Genomic DNA, 23362 nt, shown 5'->3' with positions numbered 1-23362 from the left:
ATCATCCAACAAAATCGCAACCTATTGCCCAACCAAGTCGTCGGCCAAATCATATAGTGCTTGTCTCAACTGATTACGGTACTGAATCTTGCTCAAGCCTTTAACAGCATCACCTTCTGCCCAGGTCTGGTAATCGCGACTAGCTTCTTTTATCAAGGTACGTAAGTGTCCGGTATCATCCAAGTCATTCTGACCATATCGATGTCTCGCCAACAACTCTCGTAGTTCTTGGTTGCGGATATGTTCCGTCAAGCCCCATTGGATTCGGAAAGCAAAGAGCTTCTTGTCAATGTAAACATGCGAGGCTTCTTGGATAATCTTCTGACTATCAATCCCCTTGACTGGATAAGCAAAGTTCATATCTTGTGTCGGAAAATCACCTCGATAGATTGCATCCCCTGTTTGACGAATCTGGTCAGCATAGTTGAGGTCTTCCAAACCGCTTGCAAATCTATCCAATTCATCCCTGGTAGCTGCGGCTTCTACCATCTTCTCTTCGTAAACCTGATTCAGCAAGAGCTCAACCAGTTCGGTCAATTTATCGTAGTCAATTGTCACTTCCTTGATGTGAGTCATCTTGAGTTCAATTTGGTGAATGCTAACTTTTTGCTCTTTCGCCAAGGTTCGTTTCAATTCGTTGGCTAAGACCGTCGTCAAAAGTTTTTCTTCCTCTACAGACATTCCCAAACTTTCAATAAAGCGGTCCGGCTGATTGTAATCAAATCCTTCAATCACCCCATCAACCTCCTCCGGCTGATACTGTTTGAGCTTAGACAGACCTTGATTGTAAGCACGGAGCAATTCCAACATAGCCTCACGCTTTTTCTCAGACTTCGGAATATCATTGAAATCACCCGTCAACTCTCTCAATTGGTCGACCGTTTGTTTGACTTCAGCAAATACTTCCTTGAAAGGCTTAGCCACCAATCCATTTTTTTCATTGTTGTTTTTTTGTTCCGCATCTGATAAATTGGCAGCACTATCATCTGCATAGATGGCCAAGGCCTGATTCATCAATTTCTCATTATGAGCTGGCCAGCGGTAATTGACCACCCGTCCAAAAGGTTTATTATCCATATCCTCCACACGATTGGTACGAGAATAGGCCTGGATAAGACTAGCTCCTTTTAAGGTTCGGTCAACATAAAGAGTATTGAGCTCAGGAGCATTGAAACCTGTCAATAACTGATCCACGACAATCACCAAATCTAAGTAGTTCTTGTCCTTGGCTGTTCTATTGAGGCGACTAACCAGGTCCTCTGTATAAGAAGCAACATCTGACAAGCCAAATGACGTCCCAAATTCTGTGTTATAGATCGTAATAGCTTCAAGCAAACCAGTATTTGACACGACCATGCTATCATTATTTTGAGTATTCAAGGCAAAGGTCACTCCCACCTTCAAGACCAGACCTCCTTGCTCTCGATGCAGTTGATTGATTCGTTGAAACTCTCGGAAATACATCATAGCCATGGGTGTGGAGGCCCTGCCTCCACCTACGTGGGTGGTGAACAAGGCATTGTAACGGCCATTGCCGGAGCGATTTGCCCAGTGTTTGAAGACATCTTCGACTACCAATCGAACATGCTCTGGATTTTCATCATAGACGCTAGAAGTCACCGCATCATCCATATCATCTGGACTTAGATTGGCAATCTTTTCTTCAATCTGTGCACTTGTCCACTTCGGGTATTTTTGCCGATAAAAATCTGGTAAGTAAGTTGTTTTTAGTTTTTCCTGATCGATGGTTGTCTCAAAATCCACCTTAAACCCTAGCACATTGCGGTCACTAATGGCATTTTTAATAGTGTAGGCATGAAGCAGAGGGCCAAAAATATCTTGCGTCCGCAGACTAGCACCTGTATCATCTAAGTTGGGTGTTCCTGTATAGCCAATCCAAGCCGCTTTCTTAAAAGCCTTTTGAATCCCTGCAAAACTATCTCCACCAGTTGAGCGGTGAGCTTCATCAACGATAAACACGATATGCTTATCTGGTGATTTGAAAGATTTTCTCTTCACCAGTGTATCCAATTTTTGCACAGAAGTAACGATAATCCCACTATCCTTACTAGTCAACTGCCGTGCCAAGGCTGTGGTATTTTGAGTTTCTCGAATACTGCCAAAACTATTCTCCCCAGCTTCTGGATCATAAGCCAGATAATCATCCTTAGTCTGATTGGTCAAAGCGATACGATCCACTAGAAAGACAACCTTGTCTACCTTGGGCATTCGACTTGCCAGCCAAGCTGTTTTAAAACTAGTGATTGTTTTCCCTGAGCCTGTTGTATGCCAGATGTAGCCAACCTTGTTACAGCCTAGTTCAAAATCGACTTTTTTTATCCCCTCAATGACCGCCTGAGTGGCGTAAACTTGATAGGGACGCATGACTTTCAGCATTTGTTTCTGCGGTGTCCCATCTAAGATCATGTAGTTGGTCGCCATCTGATGAGCCATAGGAATACTGAGCATGGAATCCGCAAATTCTTTCCAATTCCGAACCTTACTACCGTCAGATTTACGCTGCCAGTGGAAAGCAAAGTCCTTATTAAATTTCTCCGCAGTGGTATTGGCCATATAGCGAACATTGTTGGGGGCGATAGCGACTAGAATCTGCAAGGTAGAAAAAATATCCGTATATTGCCGTTCCTGGATATATTGGTGCATTTGGTTCAATGCCTTGTCCACATCTACCGTATCCTTTTTCTCTTCAATCTGAATAATAGGTAAGCCATTAATCAGCAAGGTTGTATCGAATATACATTCTCGTCGTCCAGGGATTTTAGGAGCCCTACGAATTTGGTTCACCACTTGGTAGACAGTGTCCCCACCGCCTATCTTACGTTGGTCGAATACTGTCAAAAATGTATGTCGTCCATCATCAAGTGTAATTTCCAATTCGGAAACACCGCTAATTCCATATAAAAACTGGCCAGCCTCATAAGGTGTCTTCAGATCTGAAATAATCTGCTTGACCTGAGCAAACTCGGTATTGCTCAAGGGTTTGTCCAGTCGATGTTGGTTGTGTTGCCAGAGAATATTACGAAAATTTTCCCATAATTGCTCCGTTGTCTTGATACCCGGCTCATAAGTCCACAGTTTAGATTTGACTGCATAAAGGGTCGAAGAATCACTAACAGACCATTCTAAACCTTCTAGGTGCTCCGGCTGTGTAATGGTCCCTGTCGTAATATATTGAATCAATTCTGTTTCAAATGCTAATTCATTCATGTGCGTAAACCTCCTTTAACAAATATGTTAGTCGTAAAAAATCTCCTTGCGCATAAGCTTGACGCTTCTGCCGTAAGGCTAATCCATCTAAATAAATCTTTCCTAGTTTCTGCTGACTATCTAAAGGAGGCAAGGCGCCTAGCTGTAAACTTTTCAGTTGCTTGACTGTATATTTCATTACCTCACTCCCCTGTAAGCTTTGGTAAAACTGCCGTCTAATAGACGAGGATTCATTGATCAGATACAGCAAGAAGACCTTATCCAGCTTTGCATTGGGCTCAATTTTGATATAGTTTTGTGTATAGAGTAAGCCTGTGTGCTCCGCTCTCACTAAAACAGCCTTCCCTGAAAGTAAACTAAAGAGCAAATCACCTTCTTCTAGCACAGTCACTTCTCTATCTGTCCTCACAGTCCGACTATCTATCACTTCTTCTATCACCTCATAACCATCCAATTGATGATGTTGCTGATTGTAGAGGATATAGTCTCTAGCATCTTCCCAGCTGGTAGTATCCAAGCGAACCTGTAAACTACCTCCCGTAAAGTGAGCCAGTTCTTCTAATTTCATAATTTTCCTTTCTTTGAAATTTTTCATAATTACATTTTTTGTTAAACTTAATATAGCATCTTCTCAGGAATATGTCAATAAATTATGTAATTTAAAAAAATTAAAAAAGGAGCTTCTGCCATGAACTTATCAAAAGAAAAACAGCTTTTCCATCACTATTATGCAAATTGGCTACGAATTTACAAGGAAGGAGCCATTCGAGAAGTCACTCTCAAGAAATATAGAATGACATTGCAGTGGCTTATCAGGCTAGCTCCTAGTCTGTTGTTGGAAGATTTGAATCGGGTTCGTTACCAAGAATTGATTAACAGCTATGCTAAAACACATGAACGACAGACAACCATGGATTTTCATCACCAGTTGAAAGGAGCTATTTTAGATGCTGTAGATGAAGGAATTATTGAACGAGATCCGACACGTAAGGTGATTATCAAAGGAAGACTTCCTCGAAAGAAAAAGACAAAATACCTCAACCAATTTGAACTTCATCAGTTGATACAAGAATTACGTCTCGGAGAGGAGCTGAATTGGGATTGGCTCATCTTATTGATTGCTAAAACAGGTATTCGATTCTCCGAAGCCCTTGCTCTCACTACTCAAGATTTTGATTTTCACCGACAGCTATTGACCATTGATAAAACATGGAATTATAAAGGAGATGGCGGATTTTTACCTACAAAAAATAAATCTTCAATTCGAAAAATCCAACTCGACTGGCAAACCAGCACCCAATTCGCCAACTTATTGAAGCACACCCAACCTGATGACCTACTTTTCGTGAAGAAAGAGCGGATATACAACTCTACCATCAATGCCATTCTTGAAAAGCGTTGCCTAAGTGCAAACCTTCCTGTCATCACCATTCATGCCCTGCGACACACCCATGCATCTATTTTATTATTTGCCGGGGTTTCTATCGCAAGTGTTGCTAGACGACTTGGTCATGCAAGCATAACAACGACCCAGAAAACCTATCTTCATATCATTCGTGAATTAGAAAACCAAGATGTTGATTTAATTATGCGGTCACTGTCAGGACTTTGTTGACATTCCTATCTCTATCGTGACAAGGCTTGTACTGGTCATTGCAAAAGACGACTCCACTTGGAATCGTCTTTTCTGTTGCTTATTGAAAATAGTAGAGTGCCACTACCGACCAAGCATTGTTGATAAAATGAACAGCAATAGGATAAATCAAGTAGCCTGTCTTATGATAGAGGATACAAAAGATGAGGCCACCTCCCCCATAAATCAGCCAAGAGGCAAGATCGGTCGGTCCATGAAGGGCTCCGAAAAGCAAGCTTGAAACAATGATTCCAACAACTGCTTGCGACCCAAACAATTTCTTAAAGAAATAACCCCGCAATATAACCTCTTCTGCAATTGCTGGCAAAAATGCTGTTGTCAAGAGTGCCAGCCCAAAAGGAACTCCCTTCAAAGATTCGATAATGAAGGCGTCGTTAGCTGTCGTCGTAGCCCCCTGCAATTCCAACAAATAGAAACCAAGCATGTCTGTCAGTTGCATGGTAGCAAAGGCTAGTATGACTATTGCCAGACCGTCCCAAGAAAGAACGTTTTTGTCCCAGATAGGTAGATTATTTTTCTCAGCCCGCCACCAGAAGAAGACCAGAAGACCCAGTGTCACCAGTCCAGCCATTACCAAGGCAGTTTGTGACTTGGACTCTTCCAAAATCATATCTGGAATCACACAAAATACCAAAAATATAAAAACTCGCAGCAAAACCCAAATCTTCCGACCAATCCATTCCAAACCTTGACTCAGTTTCTCCATACTCTTCTCCTCTTCCGCTCCATCATATAGAGTGCCTTCAATCTATTATAGGATTTCACGCAATGTCAATCAATCTGTTCTGTTGTTGTAATGCAATTTTACAAAAATTCAATGAATTTGTCAATATACACTAAAAAAACAAATACCCTTACGATGTTTGTTGCCATCACCCCACTGATTATCCAGCGGGGTGTGTCATCTTCAAGTAGGGTTCTAGTAGAGAAAAACCCTGAATCAAGCGTTCCAGCAGTTCCTCCTCGGAGGCAACGGTTCTAAACGGTACATCATACTTGACCAATACTTTACGAATCCGTCCTGCTTCAACGGCTTGTAATAGGCTCTGTCTATTCTCCTCCGTTCCATCCAGGCGATAAAATACCTGTCCCTCTTGCACCCAATAATAAAGCGGTGCCGCAATCGAGCAGTTCAGAACGCGATTTTGCTGAAGCAGAGAGGTCTCCACTTTCTTTCGCTCAATAAAACTGACTTCTACTGAAATCCCTGCCTCAACTCCCTTACCATACAGACGAATAGCTAGAGCTGAGTCCGTTAGACTGGCAGTGGGCAAACGGTAATAGGTCCAAAAATGTGGTCTGCAAATTTGGGCTTGATTCATCCATTGACTGACCCTCTCAGACACAAAGGGACTGACGTGCTCAGCTAAGACTAAACTTAATGTCTGAAACTCCTTGCGTGCTGCCTGTGCTACATTTCTTAAGGCTATCATATCGCCTGCCAAAGCTCCTGCTTTTTCAGGCTTGCAATAATGAACCCCTTGATAATCCAGGTATCTGCGACACTGTTCAAGCATCTGAATCTCCTTTCCACTTCTCCATATAGACCATGTCCATACCTTCCTGTTCAAGCTCTGTTTTGATGGCCTTGTGACCATAGCCTTTTCCTCTGTGGTCTGGATCAATGCCAATCAGACCTAGCCAGCCCTGGTCAGCATCTTCAGCAACTGTTGTTCGTACTAGTCCGACTGTGTGCTCTTCCTCGATAATCTTGTAATAGCTACAATTTGGTCGTGCAAAGCGTGATTGGAAATAGTCCATGGTTTCAATAGCAGGATTGTACTGGTCCTGATAGATTTCATAGAGGGATGCAAAGGCTCGGTGTTGAATGGGCAGTAATTCTTCTGCGTTTGATAAATCTGCTTTTACCAGCATGGAAAACCTCCTGGAAACTATTTTATCTATTGTATCAAATGTCACAAAAAAATACTAGGTCTTCCTAGTATTTTCTAAAGCGTTGATAGCGGTTTTCGAGTAGTTGGTCAAGTGGCAAGGCTTGTAAGTAAGCCAACTGGCTGACTAGGTTTTCCTTGATGTCAACCAAAACTTCCTTGGTCGCTCTGCTATTTTCCAAAACCACCCTATCGACCACTTGAAGTTTCTCCAACTCATAAGAAGTGATCTTCATGAGTTCTGCCGCTTCCATGGCCCGACTGCCGTCTTTCCAGAGGATAGAGGCGAAACCTTCAGGGCTGAGGACGGCGTACATGGAGTTTTCCAGCATCCAGACCTGGTCTGCGACTGCCAGGGCAAGTGCTCCACCAGAGCCCCCCTCGCCGATGATAATAGCGATAATGGGTACCTTGAGATCGCTCATCTCCATGAGGTTGCGGGCAATGGCCTCGCCCTGCCCACGCTCCTCGGCACCGACACCTGGATAGGCTCCAGCAGTATTGATGAAGGTGACAACGGGACGACCAAACTTTTCCGCCTGCTTCATGAGGCGAAGGGCCTTGCGGTAACCTTCAGGATGGGGCTGACCAAAGTTGCGTTTGAGGTTGTCCTGGAGGTTCTTGCCTTTTTGGATTCCAATAACTGTCACCGGTTGACCTGCCAGAAAGCCGATACCACCCACAACTGCTCCGTCATCACGGAAATTTCGATCGCCGTGCAATTCGATAAAGTCATCAAAGAGCTGTGTGGCATAGTCCAAGGTCGTCAGGCGAGCCTGGTCACGCGCCAAACGAATCATACGTGCTACATCACTGGTCATCTGACACCTCCATGCATTCTCAACAAGCGACTAATGGTCGCTGGCAAGTCCTGACGCTTCACAATGGCATCGACAAAGCCGTGTTCTTGTAAAAATTCAGCCTTCTGGAAATCGTCTGGCAGATTTTCACGCACAGTTGACTCAATAACCCTGCGACCTGCAAAGCCAACTAAAGTCTGTGGCTCAGCCAGGATAATATCCCCTTCCATGGCAAAACTAGCCGTCACACCTCCTGTTGTCGGGTCTGTCAAGACCGTCAGGTAAAAGAGGCCAGCATTGGAATGGCGTTTCACAGCTGCCGAAATCTTAGCCATTTGCATCAGGCTCATAATGCCTTCCTGCATGCGAGCACCACCAGATGCGGTAAAGAGGACGACTGGCAGTTTCTCTTCAGTAGCCAACTCAAAGAGGCGGGTAATTTTCTCACCAACTACCGTTCCCATAGAAGCCATGATAAAGTGCGAATCCATGATGCCAAGGGCAACTGGCTGACCGCCGATGGTCGCCTTGCCTGTCAAAACAGCCTCGTCCAAGCCCGTTTTTTGACGGGTGGCTGCCAATTTCTCTAGATAATTGGGGAAGTCCAGCGGATTAGTTGTTTCAATCCCCGTAAACAATTCCTCAAACGAACTGTCATCGACTGTCAATGTCAGGCGTTCCTGGGCTGTAATCCGAAAATTATAGGAACAGTGTTGACAGGTTTTCTCTGGTCCCAAATCCTTCTTGTAAAGGATGACCTTACAAGCAGGACATTTGGAAAAGAGTTCATCTGGCACCTCTGGCTTTGCTTGAGGTGCCGACTCTATCCGCGAACGATTGGGATTGATGCGGATATATTTGTCCTTTTTGCGAAACAAAGCCATAGCATTCTCCTAGTTTACTTTTTTAATTCATCCTGATAGCGAGGTAAAAATTCTTCCATAAGATAAGCAGTATCATAGTCACCTGCCACGACTCGATTGTCGGAAATCAAGTCCAGCTGGAAGTCTGTATTGGTCACCACTCCGTCAATTTCCAATTCATAAAGCGCACGTTGCATTTTCATCAGAGCTTCGAATCGGTTTTCTCCATGCACAATAACCTTAGCAATCATAGAATCATAGTAGGGTGGAATCATGTAGCCTGGATAAACTGCCGAATCCACACGCAAACCAACGCCTCCGCTTGGCAGGTAGAGGTTGGAAATCTTACCTGGACTTGGGGCAAAGTTAAAGGCTGGATTTTCAGCATTGATCCGGCATTCAATGGCATGACCTGTAATCTTCACATCTTCTTGGCGGACACTGAGTTCCTGACCAGCCGCAATCTTGATTTGCTCCTTGACAATATCCACACCAGTTACAAATTCAGTTACTGGATGTTCCACCTGCACCCGTGTGTTCATTTCCATGAAGTAAAATTCGCCCTTGGCTTCATCCAATAGGAATTCAATGGTTCCTGCATTTTCATAGCCAACTGACTGGGCAGCCCGCACTGCTGCTTGACCGATACGATCCCGCATGGTCTGGCCGATAGCAATCGACGGAGCTTCTTCCAAGACTTTCTGCTTGTTGCGTTGAAGGGAACAGTCCCGTTCTCCCAGATGGATGATATGACCATTTTGGTCTGCCAAAATCTGTACTTCAATGTGGCGGGCTGGATAGACGACACGCTCCATATACATGGCACCGTTGCCAAAAGCTGCCTTGGCTTCGCTGGAAGCTGATTCGAAGGCTGGTACTAAGTCTTCGGCTTTTTCAACCTTACGAATCCCCTTACCGCCACCACCTGCCGATGCCTTGAGCATGACAGGATAGCCAATCTTTTCAGCGATTTCAAGGGCTTCTTGGCTGGTCAAGACCTCGCCGTCTGAGCCTGGAATGACAGGCACTTGAGCCTTAATCATCTCTGCCCGTGCATTGATTTTATCGCCCATGGTATCCATAACTGTCCCAGAAGGGCCGATAAATTTGATACCAACCTCTTCACATAGGGTGGCGAATTTAGAGTTTTCACTCAAAAATCCAAAGCCAGGATGAATGGCCTGGGCACCTGTCACAACAGCCGCCGAGATGACCGCCTGCATATTGAGATAGGAGTCTGTCGAACGGGCCGGGCCGATACAGACAGCCTCATCTGCCAACATGGTATGGAGAGCTTCCTTGTCCGCTTCTGAATAGACAGCCACCGTCACAATTCCTAGCTCTCTGGCCGCACGAATGAGCCGCACCGCAATCTCACCACGATTGGCAATCAAAATCTTCTCAAACATGATGAATCCTATCTCCTTTAGATACTATTTCCCAATGGCAAAGGTTAATACCCCCGACGCAGCCAGTTTTCCGTCCACCTCTGCCTTTGCTTCAACAACCGCAATGGTTCCACGGCGTTTGACAAATTTAGCTGTCATGATCAACTGGTCACCAGGTACAACTTGCTTCTTAAATTTAACCTTATCCATGCCGGCATAAAAGACCAGCTTGCCCTTGTTTTCTTCCTTGGATAACTCCAAGACACCTGCGGTTTGAGCCAAAGCCTCCATGATGAGAACTCCTGGCATAACAGGATAGTCTGGAAAATGCCCGTTGAAGAAGGGCTCGTTAATGGTCACATTTTTAAGGGCGACAATCTCATCTTCTGATACTTCAAGGACACGATCGACCAGGAGCATAGGGTAGCGATGAGGAAGAGCCTCTTTAATTTTCAAAATATCAATCATTTGATGCGTACCAATCCTTGTCCAAATTCTACAACATCCTGGTTGGCCACCAAAATCTCTGTGACCACACCATCACGATCAGCAGGCACTTCATTCATGACCTTCATGGCTTCGATAATCATGAGGGTCTGCCCCTTTTTGACCGTATCACCAACTGCTACAAAGGCTGGCTTGTCTGGGGCTGGTGACAAATAGGCCACACCAACAAGTGGACTTTCCACTACCGCCCCCTCTGCCGCAAGGGCTGAGCTGGCTTCTACTGGAGCTGGCTCACTGGTTTCAACTGCTGGCACAGGGGCTGGGCTTGCAGGAGCTACTGGAGCAAGCGGAGCTTCTACGATTGGACTTGGAGCCACTGTCGCCTGCTGGTTTTTACTGAAATGCAAGGTTTCCCCAGCATTGCTATATGAAAATTCTCGCAAACTTGACTGGTCAAACTGACTCATCAGGTCCTTAATTTCTGTAATATTCACTTAGGCCTCCCAACGTTTGAAAGCGATGACTGAATTATGCCCACCAAAGCCAAATGTATTTGAAATGGCATGACGGATTTCCATGTCACGACCTTGACCATAGATGACATCTGCCTCGATGTAGTCAGACAACTCCGTCGTACCTGCTGTCTTAGGTGCATGAGAATGACGCATGGCCTCAATAACAGCCGCCGCTTCAACGGCACCCGCTGCCCCCAACAAATGACCTGTGAAGGACTTAGTGGAAGAAACTGGCGTGTTCTTGCCGAAGACGGATACGATAGCTTGACTTTCTCCTTTTTCATTAGCCGGTGTCGAAGTCCCATGGGCATTGATGTAGTCAATATCAGCTGGCTCCAGACCTGCTTCTGAAATGGCCAACTTCATGGCCTTGATAGCACCCAAACCTTCTGGGTGCGGAGAGGTCATGTGGTGGGCATCACAGGTATTTCCATAGCCGACGATTTCAGCCAAGATGGTTGCCCCACGCGCCTCTGCATGCTCCAAACTTTCCAAGACCAAGACCGCAGCACCCTCTCCCATGACAAAACCATTGCGGTCCTTGTCAAAGGGAATAGACGCACGTTCTGGGTCCTCAGTCGTCGACATAGCTGTCAAGGCCTGGAAGCCACCAATTGCAAAAGGTGTAATAGCCGCTTCTGAACCACCTGCCAACATAACATCTTGGAAACCAAACTTGATTTCACGGAAGGCTTCACCCAAGGCATCGTTAGACGAAGCACAGGCTGTGATGACACACTTGCAGACACCATTGGCACCGACCTGCATGGCAATATTTCCAGCCGCCATGTTTGGCAAAGCCTTCGGAAGTGCCATAGGACGAATCCGTTTTGGGCCTTTTTCGTTCATACGAGCAACCTGCTCTTCGATTTCCAAAATCCCACCGATCCCTGTTGACAAGATAACACCGAAACGATCGCTGTCAACTGCTTCTGTATCAAGATTGGCATTGGCTACTGCCTCTTGAGCCGCATAAAGAGCATAGAGGGAGTAGTTGTCGTAGCGGTTGGTATCTTTCTTAACGAAGTATTTGTCAAATGGAAAATCCTTGATTTCCGCTGCATTATGGACAGTGTATTGGCTAGTGTCAAATTTGGTAATCTTTCCGATACCAATCTTGCCATTGACCAAGCTATCCCAGAATTCTTCTGGTGTATTTCCAATTGGAGATGTCAGACCGTAGCCTGTCACTACTACACGATTTAATTTTGTCATTTTCAAACCTCTCTTATTGCATGGTCAAACCGCCATCAATGGCGATCACTTGTCCAGTTAGATATTCTTGCTTAGCCAAGAAGACAGCGACATCCGCTACTTCTTCCGTCAAGCCAAAGCGTTTCATAGGAATTTGCCCCAACATGGCATCCTTGATTTTATCAGACAAGACATCTGTCATATCTGACTGGATAAAGCCTGGTGCGATGGCATTGACACGGACATTTCGACCAGCGACTTCACGAGCAATGGATTTTGTAAAGCCGATAACACCTGCCTTAGAAGCGGCATAGTTGGCCTGACCAGCATTCCCTGTCAAACCGACCACACTGGAAAGGTTGATAATAGCCCCTTCACGTGCCTTGGTCATCGGCTTCAAGACAGCCTGGGTCATGTTGAAGGTCCCTGTTAGATTGATACTCAAAACGCTCTCGAAATCTTCTTCCGTCATTCGCAAGGTCATACCATCCTTGGTAATTCCTGCATTATTGACCAAGATATCGACGCTACCGAGTGCCTCAACTGCCTCAGCCACCATCCGTTTGGCATCTACCGAGCTGGAAATATCGCCTGAGATCGCCACTACTTTGACACCATAGCTTGAAAAACTATCTAGCAAGTCCTGCCCCAGCTGACCACGACCATTCAGCACCACATTGGCACCAAGACTGGCAAACTTATGGGCAATGGCCAAGCCGATTCCACGACTTGAACCTGTCACAAACACATTTTTATTGGTAAGTTCCATGTTTTCTCCTTATTGGCTAGTCAATAAGCCTTCTAGACTTGCCACATCTTCTACTGTCACAACCTCAGCTGTCTTATCAATTTTCTTGATAAAGCTTGCCAAGACTTTGCCTGGACCGATTTCGATAAACTTGGTCACACCAGCCGCCTGCATGGTCGCAATGGACTCGTAAAAACGAACAGGCTCCATGACCTGACGGGTCAAGAGGGACTTGATATCCTCTTGGTTCATGACCTTGGCTTCCGTATTCCCAACCAAGTCTACTTGGAAATCCGAAAACTCCACCTCTTCCAGAGCCTGAGCTAATTGCTCCGACGCTGGCCGCAGAAGAGCCGTGTGAAAAGGCCCCGACACATTGAGGGGAATCATGCGTTTGACACCCGCCACCTTCAAGGCTTCCACCGCCTCATCCACAGCTGCCACCTCGCCACCGATAACGATTTGGGCTGGTGTGTTGTAGTTGGCAGGGGAAACAATCCCAGAGGTAACTGATGAACAGACCTCTTCGATCAAGCTGACATCTGCATTGAGGACTGCGACCATCTTACCAGTCCCTGCTGGTGCAGCCGTTTCCATAAACTCACCTCGTTTGGCAATCAAGGCAATGGCATCTTCAAAGGCCAGAGCACCTGAAGCCACTAAGGCTGCGTATTCTCCCAAGGACAAACCAGCCACCATGTCGGGTTTAATCCCTTTTTCAGCCAACAAACGATAAATGGCAAGTGAGGTTGTCAAAATCGCAGGCTGGGTATAGCGGGTCTGGTTGAGCTTATCTTCCTGATGGTCAATCAAGTCCCGCACATCATAGCCCAGAATTTGACTAGCCTGGTCGTAAGTTTCCTTGACAATGGGATAGGTGTCATAGAGGTCACGGGCCATACCAAGTGTCTGAGCCCCTTGACCTGCAAATAGAAAGGCTGTTTTTGTCATCTTATTCTCCAACAGAAGCCCAGCGCTTCGCTTCCTCACGAATCACCTTAGCAGCTCCAAAATATAAATCTTTCAAAATTTCTTCACAGGTTTCTTCTTTAGTCACCAAGCCAGCAATCTGGCCCGCCATGACCGAACCATTGATCACATCACCATCAACAACGGCATTGCGAAGGGCACCTGCACCCAGTTCCTCAATGGATTCTGCTGAAATTTTCCCAGCAAGGAAGTCTTTTTCCGCAGCCGCATAGGCTGTCGAAAGCTTGTTCTTAATCGCACGCACCGAGTGTCCTACCACTGAGGCAGAAACAGTCGTGTCAATATCCTTAGCCTTGAGGACCTTTTCCTTGTAAGCTGGGTGGGCATTTGACTCTTTGGCAACGACAAAACGCGTTCCTACCTGAATCGCCTCTGCCCCCAACATAAAGGCCGCAGCTGCACCAGCACCGTCTGCGATACCACCTGCTGCGATAACAGGAATGGATACAGCTTCAACAACCTGACGAACCAAGGTCATGGTTGTCAATTTACCGATGTGACCACCTGCTTCCATACCTTCTGCAATGACGGCATCCACACCCAATTTTTCCATGCGTTTGGCCAAAGCGACACTTGGAACCACTGGAATAACCGTAATACCAGCTGCGTGCAAGCGTTCCATGTATTTTCCAGGGTTCCCAGCTCCCGTTGTCACCACCTTGACACCTTCTTCGATAACTAGGTCAACAATGTCATCTGCAAAAGGCGACAGGAGCATGATATTGACACCGAAAGGCTTGTCTGTGATAGACTTCACCTTGTCAATATTCGCCTTAACGACTTCTTTTGGAGCATTGCCTCCGCCGATAATGCCTAAACCACCAGCATTTGAAACCGCACCAGCCAAGTCACCGTCAGCCACCCAAGCCATTCCACCTTGGAAAATCGGATAATTAATGTTCAATAATTCTGTAATCTTTGTTTTCATAGTTCCCTCAATCTTTATTTGCTTAGCTAATCATTTGAACATCAAACAATTAGCTAAACAAGAGAGGGGCAAGCCCTCACTTGAAATTTAATTTGAATCTTCAATGTTTTGAATATCAAACTATTAACCTAAAGAAAAATGCTCACTAGCACTTTTCTTTAAACGTCTTATTTAGTTTTTTCTTCAACGTAAGCAACCAATTCACCTACAGTTGTCAATCCTTCTTCTGTGTCGATTTGGATGTCGAATGCATCTTCGATTTCAGAGATTACTTGGAAAAGATCCAATGAATCTGCGTCCAAATCTTCAAAAGTTGTTGTAAGGGTTACTTCTTCAGCATCCTTACCCAATTCTTCAACGATGATTTCTTGTACTTTTTCAAATACTGCCATGATAGTGCTCCTTTTTATAAAAAAATATTTTAATCTTGCCAGAGGCAAGGAATTAACTAAAGTTTCAGTAGTAGCGTACCCCAAGTCAGCCCGCCACCAAAGCCTGCCAGAACGACTGTCTGGCTACCGTCCAGCTTTATCCGGCCGTCCGCCACGCATTCTGATAGGAGAATGGGCAGACTGGCTGCACTGGTATTGCCATATTTGTCCATATTGGCTGGGAACTTTTCCGATGCCACACCCATCTTTCTAGCCATCTTATCCAAGATTCGACTATTGGCTTGGTGAAGCAGGTAGAAATCAATCCGGTCTGCTAGCAGACCTTGCTGACTGAGCAGCTCTGCTATGGTTCCCGTCACATCCCGAGTCGCAAATTCAAAAATCGCGCGCCCCTCCATCTGGATGTAGGGTTGGGAACAAGTAGTATCAGAAAATGGGGTGCATTTCTGGTCAATACCTGCAGTCAAACTCGCTCCACGACTGCCATCAGTCCGGAGAATTTCCCCCAGAAAGCTAGGCTGAACGCAAGCTTCAAGTAAGACGCCGCCGGCACCGTCTCCAAAGAGCACTGCTGTCGAGCGATCCGACCAATCGACCACGCGCGACAAGGTCTCCGCACCGATGACCATCCCTTTCTGGTAACGGCCCGATGCAATCAACTTTTCTGCTGTCGACAAGGCATAGACAAAGCCCGAACAGGCCGCCACCAAGTCGTAGGCAAAAGCCTTGGTCGCTCCGATTTTAGCTTGAACCAAAGCTGCTGTGGATGGCATCACCGAATCGGGTGTCATGGTGGCCAGGATGATAAAATCAATCTCCTCCGCACCAATCTGCGCCTTCTCCAGCAAGTCCTGCGCCACGGCAGTGGCCAAATCACTTGTCGTCTGGTCTGTGACAACATGTCGTTGACCAATTCCTGTCCGACTGCGGACCCAATCATCACTGGTATCCATTATCTGAGCCAAATCGTCATTGGTCACAATCTTTTCTGGAAGATAGTGGGCCACCTGACTTATTTTAGCATGGGTTCTCATTTCAAATCCTCCAAAAAGTGATAGAGTTTCATGAGCCCTTTCTTCATGACCTGGTATTCCGTCTCATCCATGCCATCCGTAATCTGCTTGACCATTTCATTGTGGAAACGCTGATGCAGCCGATAGACCAAGCGTCCCTTTTTGGTTAAGTAGAGATGAATGATCCGCCTGTCTCTGGTCGAACGCACACGCTCCACGTAGCCCTTTCGCTCCAGATTATTCAGACTGGTTGTGACAGTTCCCAAGGTCACCATCAAAGCGCGGGAGACATCTGTGGGTGTCGCATCCGGTTTACTTCCAATCACATCAATGGTGTGCATCTCCTTGATAGAAATATCCTTAAATCGGCTCCCCCGTAGACTTGTTTCTTCAATCACCAGTACATTATTAAATATAGCTGTTAGGTAATCATTTACTTTTTGATCTTCCAAAACAGGCCTCCTTAACTTTGATAGTCAAAGTATAGAGCAAAAAACTTTGATTGTCAAATATTTTTTGTCATTTTGTTTTTCTTTTATTGCTTCGACGACCGAGGAAACCTCGTTTCTGAATTTCGAACATCAGACAATCAATATTATTTGAACACACCTCGCCTAACTTAAGTTCTGCCTTCGGCTCGTTGCCTAGTACTAAAAGAAAACAAATAGACGTACTCGGTAATAAATTTTAGCTCATTGACCGGTAAATACTGGTCTTCGGCGTTCGGCATGGGCTCGGACACCTTCCTTGAAATCTTCCTTGAAGGCCAATTCCTCCTGCAACTGCAATTCTAACTTGCGATAGGTCTCCCAGTCCTTGAACTGGCTTTCCCAGACCAGCTGCTTGATGGCGGCGTAAGAGTTAACAGAGCCTCGTAACAGTTTTTTGATGACCTGAGCGACTGTTTTTTCCAGCTTTTCAGGTTCGGACAATTTGTAAACGATGCCATAGTCCAGGGCCTTATCAGCAGACAAGCCTTGGCCTGTCATGGCTAATTGGCTAGCCCGATTGGCACCAATTGCCCGACTGAGGAGAAAGAGCCCGCCGGCATCAGGTGCCAGACCCACTCCGACAAAGGCCTGGATAAATTTTGTTTTAGTAGAGGCAATCACGAAATCTGCTGCTACTGACATGTTGGCCGCCGCACCAGCGACAGCTCCATCGGTCACCATGATGACAATCTTTGGCAATTTCTTGATAGCGAATGAGATATCATTGACCAGCTCTGCTATTTTTACAAGAGAAGGAATATCATCCTCATCCACTGCCCGCTTCATCTCGACCAAGTCGCCACCGACCGAGAAAACAGAGCCCTGGGCCTGAATTTGCAGGATTTTCACAGTAGCATCTCGATCAACTGCGTCAATCGCTGCCAAAATTTCCTCACACATGAGAATGTTAAAGCCATTGGCCACATTTGGACGATTGAGGGTCAGAAGCGCTATTCCGTCCCGAACATCATAGGTAATTGTTTGATAGGTCATCGCCTGCTCCACTTCATTTGAAGATGAAATAGTTTGAAAAGCAAACCACATCTTTCTTGTTATCCATTCTAGCACAGAAAATCATTTTGTCACGTCCTTACCAGAAAAGAAGTGTGACATCGGAAAAAGGCTGGCTCTCGCCAACCCTCTTACATCTTGTCCAATTCTCTCAATCCTTGGCTCAAATTGTCCACCAAGTGATCTGCTTGACTCTGGTCAATGCCATAATGCTGGTCTCGGATGGCCCAGACCATCAAGCCTGCTGCTTTTGCTGCCGCGATGCCTTTTGCGCTGTCTTCAAAGACCACAATCTCTGATTTGTCCACCCCAGTCGCCTGGGCTGCGAGATTGTAGACATCCGGAGCTGGCTTGGGCGCTCCGCATTCCATGGCTGAAAAGACCTGTTTAAAATAAGGTCTAATTCCAGCTTCTTCCAAGGCACGTTCGATTTCTTCCCTGTCCGTATTGGAGGCCAATACCAGAGGTACGCTCTTGTCTGTCAAAGCCTGCAAGACTTGTTTGACATCAGGAAAAAGCCGCTGACCATAGGGTGTCGGCCGGTTTTCCTTATATATACGGTACTCCTTTTCCAAGGCAGGCACATCCCACTTGTCAAAGTCATTCGCCAAAATCCGACGCCACATTTGACTGGCCCTGCCACCCACAAAAATACTTGGGTCCAGGTGATCGACCGACAGTCCCTTGGTCGCTAAAAAATCGATGCGTCTCTGGAAATAAAAGGTCTCTGTATCAAACAGGACTCCATCCATATCAAAAATAATTGCTTTTACCATGCTTTCTCCTCTTTCCACTAGTTTACCACAATTCCCAGAAAGTTTCATGAATGTAATTTTCAATAAATTCTGAAAATTTCCCAGAAAATACTGACAAAGCCCCCATCTTCTGCTATAATAGTAAAAAATATCTGAGGAGATTCTTATGAAAGTAACCAAATTTGGAGGTAGCTCGCTCGCGTCTGCCAGCCAATTAGAAAAAGTATTTAGCATCGTTCAATCGGACCCTGAGCGCCGTTTTGTTGTCGTATCAGCACCAGGTAAACGTAATGCCGAAGATACGAAAGTGACAGACGCTCTGATTAAATACTACAAGGAATATACAAGCGGCAAGGATGTGACAGCCAGCCAAGAATGGATTATCAATCGTTACCAGGCTATGGTTGACGAGCTTGGTTTTATAGCTAAAAGCATGGCGAAGATTGCTGACAGCATCAAGGCCCTGGCGACCCTGCCGATTGAAAATAATGAATTTCTTTACGACGCATTCCTAGCGGCCGGCGAGGACAACAATGCCAAGCTGATTGCAGAATATTTTACCCAAAAAGGACTGCCTGCCCGCTATGTTCACCCTAAGAAAACTGGTATCATTGTCAGCTCAGAACCTGGAAATGCCCGTATCCTACCGTCTAGCTATGATAAGATTGAAGAATTGCGCGATGCGGATGAGGTCTTGATTATCCCTGGCTTTTTCGGTGTGACCATCGACAATCAAATCTGTACCTTCTCCCGTGGTGGTTCGGATATTACAGGCTCTATCGTAGCGGCCGGTGTCAAAGCTGACCTCTACGAGAACTTTACCGATGTTGACGGCATTTTTGCTGCCCATCCTGGTATCATCAAAAATCCACATTCTATCAAGGAATTAACTTACCGTGAGATGCGTGAATTGGCCTATGCAGGCTTCTCCGTCCTTCATGACGAAGCCCTCCTACCTGCCTACCGTGGACGCATTCCTTTGGTTATCAAAAACACGAATAACCCTAGCCACCCAGGCACCCAAATCGTCCTGGAGCATACTGACCAGACCCTGCCTGTTGTCGGAATTGCAGCAGATGATGATTTCACAAGTATCAACATTTCCAAGTACCTGATGAACCGTGAAGTTGGTTTTGGTCGCAAGGTCCTACAAATTTTAGAAGACTTGAATATTCGTTTCGAGCACATGCCGACTGGTATCGACGACCTGTCCATCGTACTCCGTGGCCGCGAATTGACCCCTATCAAGGAAGCTGAAATCCTTCGCCAGCTCAAAACGCAGCTGGAGGTTGATAAGGCTGAAATCGAGCGTGGCCTATCCACCATCATGATCGTTGGTGAGAACATGAAGAGCCATGTCGGTGTAACAGCCACGGCAACGACTGCCCTATCTAACCAGAATGTCAACCTGGCCATGATTTCACAAGGTGCCAGCGAAGTTTCTGTCATGTTTGTTGTCAAAACGGAACAAAAAGAGCAGGCCCTACAGGCACTTTACACAGCATTTTTTGAGGGTAAATAAGAATTTTTTCAGTTCCATACTGGACATACAAATGAAACAGGTAGTGTATAAATCAAATTTATTTTAGTCGCCGCAAGGATTCTACCTAATCCCTCTCACATCATCCCACAAAAATAAGCTCTCACCTAAACGGTTTGAGCTTATTTTTTATCTACGATATTGGGCCAAGAAGCGGGTCATTTTTTCTTGGATTTCTGCTAGCTCGTCTACACGTGGAAGGTAGACAATACGGAAGTGGTCTGGGTCCTTCCAGTTAAATCCACGACCATGGACCAAGAGAACCTTTTCTTGCTTGAGGAAGTCCAATACAAACTGCTCGTCATCATCAATCCGGTACATTTCACGGTCAATTTTCGGGAAGATATAGAGACCTGCCTTAGGCTTGACAGCTGAAAGCCCTGGAATATCTTGGATAGCCTTGGTGATGAATTCTCTCTGCTCATAAAGTCGGCCACCAGGTACCAACAATTCATCGACTGATTGGTAGCCTCCAAGCGAAGTTTGGACAACTTGCTGGGCCAGGACATTGGAACAGAGCCGCATGTTGGACAACATATTGAGACCCTCGATATAGCCTTTCACATGCTTTTTAGGACCTGATAGGACCATCCAGCCCACACGGAAGCCACAGATACGATGGGATTTGGACAGACCATTCATAGTCACGACAAAAACATCTGGGGCCAATGAAGCAATTGGGATATGGACTGCGCCGTCAAAAACCATGCGGTCATAGATTTCATCCGAGAAAATGATGAGCTCATGCTGGCGGGCAATCTCTACAATCTCCAACAATAATTCTTTAGGATAAAGAGCACCTGTTGGGTTATTGGGGTTAATCAGGACAATCGCCTTGGTGCGGCTGGTGATTTTTGAACGAATATCGTCCAAATCTGGATACCAATCTGCCCCCTCGTCACAGAGATAATGGACCGCATCGCCACCTGCCAGGCTAACTGCCGCTGTCCAAAGTGGATAGTCGGGCATTGGCACCAGGACCTGGTCTCCATTATCTAGCAAGCCCTGCATAGACATGGTAATCAGTTCACTAACTCCATTTCCGATGTAAATGTCATCGATGTCAACATTTGGAAACTTCTTGACCTGGCAATACTGCATGATGGCCTTACGGGCAGAAAAAATCCCCTTACTGTCGGAATAGCCTTCTGATTTACGGGCATTGTGAATCAAGTCGTGAATAACCTCATCTGGCGCCGTAAAACCAAATTCAGCTGGATTTCCTGTGTTCAAGCGGAGAATCTTCTCACCATTTGCCCGCATGCGCATAGCTTCCTCCAAGACTGGACCACGGATATCGTATGCAACATGTTCGAGCTTTGTTGACTTTTCAAATTGTCTCATAACTATACCTCCTCAACTTTCTTGAGTCTATGAATACTACTATCATAATGGAATTTGGTCATTTTAGCAATCATTTTCATAGTAAATCTATCACTAAATGTTATAAATCGCAGGAAATGTAGGGAAATGATACTACTAGAATGACATGAACACTCTATCTGTCTCTGGACACTGCAATCTGACTATCATTACGGTTGCTTATATTATTTTTCTCCATCTATCAATAAATACTTTACATTTTTTGCAAAATACCTTATAATATAAATGTATAATATTCCCTTACAAAAATCGTCTAAAAGGAGGTAAGAATCATGTTACAAACCTATCAATCTATTTTAGTTGCTGTTGATGGTTCAACAAATGCCGAAGTTGCTTTGCAAAAAGCCATTCAAGTTGCTAAACGCAATCAGGCAAAATTGACCATTGCCCATGTCATCGACACCAGAGCCCTACATAATGTCGTGGCTTTTGACGCATCCATCTACGAATCTCTTGAAAAAGAGGCCGAAACTCTTTTAGGAAATTATAAAAAGTGGGCTACCGATGCAGGCTTGACAGACATTGCCACTATCGTTGAGTTTGGCAATCCCAAGACCTTACTCTCCACAGACATTCCACAAGAGGCTGGTGCCGATTTGATGCTACTGGGAGCGACTGGTCTCAACACCTTCGAGCGACTGCTCATCGGCTCTTCTTCTGAATACATCATGCGCCACACAGACATTGACATCTTGATTGTGCGCAATCCAGAAAAAAGTCTATAAACATCTAGATAAATTGAAAGGCAGAGAATCGCATTAGGATTTTCTGCCTTTTTGTCTGTCTAGTTCGTCTTGAATTTTCCCTTCTGGTGCAAAACGCTCCTCCCAGCCCTCTGGCTTCAATATTTTGTGGGAAACAGGGTCGTAATGGGCCTTACCATCCGGAAAAAGCTTACCCATATTAGCCTGGTGGACAATATCGAAAATGGGTTTGGGGTCAACTCCTACCAAAACAAAGGAACCGTAAGTAAAATAGAGCAAGTCCATCAGGGCATCGACCTGACCAACCAAGGAGAGACCTGGACTGCCTTTACTGGTAACTTTTGCCACTGCCTTGTCGAGTTGCTGGTGCAGGCCCTGGACCTTACGGTCAAAATCTGCCTGGTCCGATGAGGCTGCCTGTAAAAATTCGACTAGCTCCTCCAACTTGAAACTAGCCCTGTAAAAGGCCGTATTCCCATCAAATGCCTGGGGAATTTCCTGAAGTGTGCCATCCATAGCCTTGTGAAAGTCACGAACAGCATTAACATTGGCATCCTTACTAGTCAACATTCTTCTCCTCCACGAGACCAAAGTGCACCAAGGCCTTATAAATACCATCCTTATTATTGGTATCTGTCACATAGGTCGCCGTCCCTTTGGCCTGTTGGGTAGCATTTCCCATGGCAATGGCATACTGAACACCGGCTAACATTTCCAAATCATTGTTTGAATCCCCAAAAACCATCACTTCTTCCGTATTAAAGCCATAGATTTCTCCCAATTTTTGGATGCCTTGCAGTTTGGAATTGCCCTTGCTGATGACATCTGCCGCATAGGCACTGGACCTGGTAAAACCAAGAGTTGGGAATTGAAGGGCCAGGCGCTGGGTCACTGACTCAGTAGCCAACAATAAGACTTGATAAACCGGTTGATCCAGATAGGAACGAATCTTGTCTGTGTCCTTAGGACGGAATTTGCGAACCAGGCGGTTAATCAGGAAGTTGATGCCACCAGCCCAGGCGCTCGGTATCATGCGTGTCAATCTGTAGACCAGGTGACCAGTGCCTACGTTCATAATACCACTGCCTACAACTCCTGTCCCCAGCCCAAGTGAGTAGTCCCACTGATTGCTCTCCACCAAATCAAGAAAGATCTCCAATATTCCCCTATCCAAGGCTTGGGCAAAGTGGACTTGGTCTCTTGAAAAAATATATTGGCCATTGTAGGTGATGGCCAGATCCAGCGATAGGCCGGCCATGTATTTCAGGACAAAGTTGGGGTCTCTGCCTGTTGCCAAGCCCACGAGAACGCCATTTTTCTTGAGGGCATTGATAGCCTGGATGGTGGATTTGCTGACTGTTCGATTATCGGTCAGAAGGGTTCCGTCAATATCAAAAAACACTGCCTTTACCGCCATCTAGCTCAC

At 45.7% G+C, this 23362-nt stretch carries 23 protein-coding genes and 1 pseudogene; 3 read left to right on the top strand and 21 right to left on the bottom strand.

Features of this window, described 5'->3' with window-relative positions; all coding sequences use genetic code 11:
- Positions 1 to 21: 21 nt before the first annotated feature.
- Together NQZ91_09055 and NQZ91_09050 are read right to left on the bottom strand one after the other, a co-directional pair.
- Positions 22 to 3228 carry an HsdR family type I site-specific deoxyribonuclease gene (locus NQZ91_09055; protein ID UUM57487.1) on the bottom strand — a complete coding sequence of 1069 codons (3207 nt, stop codon included), beginning with the start codon at positions 3226 to 3228 and terminating at the stop codon, positions 22 to 24.
- Positions 3221 to 3796: a restriction endonuclease subunit S gene (locus NQZ91_09050; protein UUM57486.1), complete on the bottom strand. Its 576-nt coding sequence runs from the start codon at positions 3794 to 3796 to the stop codon at positions 3221 to 3223. Before NQZ91_09050 ends, NQZ91_09055 begins: the two co-directional genes overlap by 8 nt.
- Positions 3797 to 3916: 120 nt before the next feature.
- Between NQZ91_09050 and NQZ91_09045 the strand changes: the two genes are divergently transcribed.
- Positions 3917 to 4843 (top strand): site-specific integrase, encoded by a 927-nt coding sequence (locus NQZ91_09045; GenBank protein ID UUM57485.1) that lies wholly within the window; start codon positions 3917 to 3919, stop codon positions 4841 to 4843.
- A 79-nt stretch (positions 4844 to 4922) separates the two neighbouring features.
- On the opposite strand, the gene NQZ91_09040 is transcribed toward NQZ91_09045, so the two are convergent.
- The 17 genes from NQZ91_09040 to NQZ91_08960 form a co-directional block, all read right to left on the bottom strand.
- Complete coding sequence (locus tag NQZ91_09040) at positions 4923 to 5588, bottom strand: CPBP family intramembrane metalloprotease (GenBank protein ID UUM57484.1); 666 nt, start codon at positions 5586 to 5588, stop codon at positions 4923 to 4925.
- 178 nt (positions 5589 to 5766) lie between these two features.
- The gene (locus NQZ91_09035) at positions 5767 to 6399 is read right to left on the bottom strand and encodes a hypothetical protein (GenBank protein UUM57483.1); all 633 of its coding nucleotides are present in this window, start codon (positions 6397 to 6399) and stop codon (positions 5767 to 5769) included.
- The gene (locus NQZ91_09030; protein ID UUM57482.1) at positions 6392 to 6757 is read right to left on the bottom strand and encodes a GNAT family N-acetyltransferase; all 366 of its coding nucleotides are present in this window, start codon (positions 6755 to 6757) and stop codon (positions 6392 to 6394) included. The genes NQZ91_09035 and NQZ91_09030 overlap by 8 nt, the downstream gene beginning before the upstream one ends.
- Before the next feature lie 64 nt (positions 6758 to 6821).
- Positions 6822 to 7595, bottom strand: a complete 774-nt coding sequence (locus NQZ91_09025; protein UUM57481.1) for an acetyl-CoA carboxylase carboxyl transferase subunit alpha — start codon at positions 7593 to 7595, stop codon at positions 6822 to 6824.
- Positions 7592 to 8458, bottom strand: a complete 867-nt coding sequence (accD, locus tag NQZ91_09020; GenBank protein ID UUM57480.1) for an acetyl-CoA carboxylase, carboxyltransferase subunit beta — start codon at positions 8456 to 8458, stop codon at positions 7592 to 7594. The genes NQZ91_09025 and accD overlap by 4 nt, the downstream gene beginning before the upstream one ends.
- 14 nt (positions 8459 to 8472) lie before the next feature.
- Complete coding sequence (accC, locus tag NQZ91_09015; protein ID UUM57479.1) at positions 8473 to 9846, bottom strand: acetyl-CoA carboxylase biotin carboxylase subunit; 1374 nt, start codon at positions 9844 to 9846, stop codon at positions 8473 to 8475.
- Positions 9847 to 9870: 24 nt separating this feature from the next.
- Complete coding sequence (fabZ, locus tag NQZ91_09010) at positions 9871 to 10293, bottom strand: 3-hydroxyacyl-ACP dehydratase FabZ (protein UUM57478.1); 423 nt, start codon at positions 10291 to 10293, stop codon at positions 9871 to 9873.
- A complete protein-coding gene (accB, locus tag NQZ91_09005; protein ID UUM57477.1) occupies positions 10290 to 10766 on the bottom strand; it encodes an acetyl-CoA carboxylase biotin carboxyl carrier protein in 477 nt (158 codons plus the stop codon). The genes fabZ and accB overlap by 4 nt, the downstream gene beginning before the upstream one ends.
- Positions 10767 to 12002: a beta-ketoacyl-ACP synthase II gene (gene fabF, locus NQZ91_09000; protein UUM57476.1), complete on the bottom strand. Its 1236-nt coding sequence runs from the start codon at positions 12000 to 12002 to the stop codon at positions 10767 to 10769.
- A 13-nt stretch (positions 12003 to 12015) separates the two neighbouring features.
- On the bottom strand, positions 12016 to 12750 hold the full coding sequence (gene fabG, locus NQZ91_08995) for a 3-oxoacyl-[acyl-carrier-protein] reductase (GenBank protein UUM57475.1): 735 nt from the start codon (positions 12748 to 12750) through the stop codon (positions 12016 to 12018).
- Between the two features lie 9 nt (positions 12751 to 12759).
- Positions 12760 to 13680: an ACP S-malonyltransferase gene (fabD, locus tag NQZ91_08990; GenBank protein ID UUM57474.1), complete on the bottom strand. Its 921-nt coding sequence runs from the start codon at positions 13678 to 13680 to the stop codon at positions 12760 to 12762.
- 1 nt (position 13681) lies between these two features.
- A complete protein-coding gene (gene fabK, locus NQZ91_08985) occupies positions 13682 to 14647 on the bottom strand; it encodes an enoyl-[acyl-carrier-protein] reductase FabK (protein ID UUM57473.1) in 966 nt (321 codons plus the stop codon).
- A gap of 167 nt (positions 14648 to 14814) precedes the next feature.
- Positions 14815 to 15039, bottom strand: a complete 225-nt coding sequence (locus NQZ91_08980) for an acyl carrier protein (protein ID UUM57472.1) — start codon at positions 15037 to 15039, stop codon at positions 14815 to 14817.
- A gap of 56 nt (positions 15040 to 15095) precedes the next feature.
- Entirely contained in the window at positions 15096 to 16073 is a 978-nt protein-coding gene (locus tag NQZ91_08975) for a ketoacyl-ACP synthase III (GenBank protein ID UUM57471.1), read from the bottom strand.
- Positions 16070 to 16504 carry a MarR family transcriptional regulator gene (locus NQZ91_08970; GenBank protein ID UUM57470.1) on the bottom strand — a complete coding sequence of 145 codons (435 nt, stop codon included), beginning with the start codon at positions 16502 to 16504 and terminating at the stop codon, positions 16070 to 16072. Before NQZ91_08970 ends, NQZ91_08975 begins: the two co-directional genes overlap by 4 nt.
- Positions 16505 to 16744: 240 nt before the next feature.
- A complete protein-coding gene (locus NQZ91_08965; GenBank protein UUM58851.1) occupies positions 16745 to 17536 on the bottom strand; it encodes an enoyl-CoA hydratase in 792 nt (263 codons plus the stop codon).
- 149 nt (positions 17537 to 17685) lie between these two features.
- Positions 17686 to 18330, bottom strand: coding sequence for an HAD family phosphatase (locus NQZ91_08960; GenBank protein UUM57469.1), 645 nt, complete (start codon positions 18328 to 18330; stop codon positions 17686 to 17688).
- A gap of 145 nt (positions 18331 to 18475) precedes the next feature.
- On the opposite strand from NQZ91_08960, the gene NQZ91_08955 reads away from it, so the two are divergent.
- Complete coding sequence (locus NQZ91_08955; GenBank protein ID UUM57468.1) at positions 18476 to 19831, top strand: aspartate kinase; 1356 nt, start codon at positions 18476 to 18478, stop codon at positions 19829 to 19831.
- Positions 19832 to 19978: 147 nt separating this feature from the next.
- Here the strand turns inward: NQZ91_08955 and NQZ91_08950 are convergent, their stop codons facing one another.
- Complete coding sequence (locus NQZ91_08950) at positions 19979 to 21193, bottom strand: pyridoxal phosphate-dependent aminotransferase (protein ID UUM57467.1); 1215 nt, start codon at positions 21191 to 21193, stop codon at positions 19979 to 19981.
- Between the two features lie 311 nt (positions 21194 to 21504).
- Between NQZ91_08950 and NQZ91_08945 the strand changes: the two genes are divergently transcribed.
- The gene (locus tag NQZ91_08945) at positions 21505 to 21957 is read left to right on the top strand and encodes a universal stress protein (GenBank protein UUM57466.1); all 453 of its coding nucleotides are present in this window, start codon (positions 21505 to 21507) and stop codon (positions 21955 to 21957) included.
- Between the two features lie 33 nt (positions 21958 to 21990).
- On the opposite strand, the pseudogene NQZ91_08940 reads toward NQZ91_08945, so the two are convergent.
- Positions 21991 to 23353 (bottom strand): annotated as a pseudogene (locus NQZ91_08940) (Cof-type HAD-IIB family hydrolase).
- Positions 23354 to 23362 lie beyond the last annotated feature (9 nt).

This window comes from Streptococcus suis (assembly GCA_024583055.1).
Lineage (GTDB): Bacteria > Bacillota > Bacilli > Lactobacillales > Streptococcaceae > Streptococcus > Streptococcus suis_V.
This window is presented reverse-complemented; position numbering and strand designations above follow the sequence as displayed.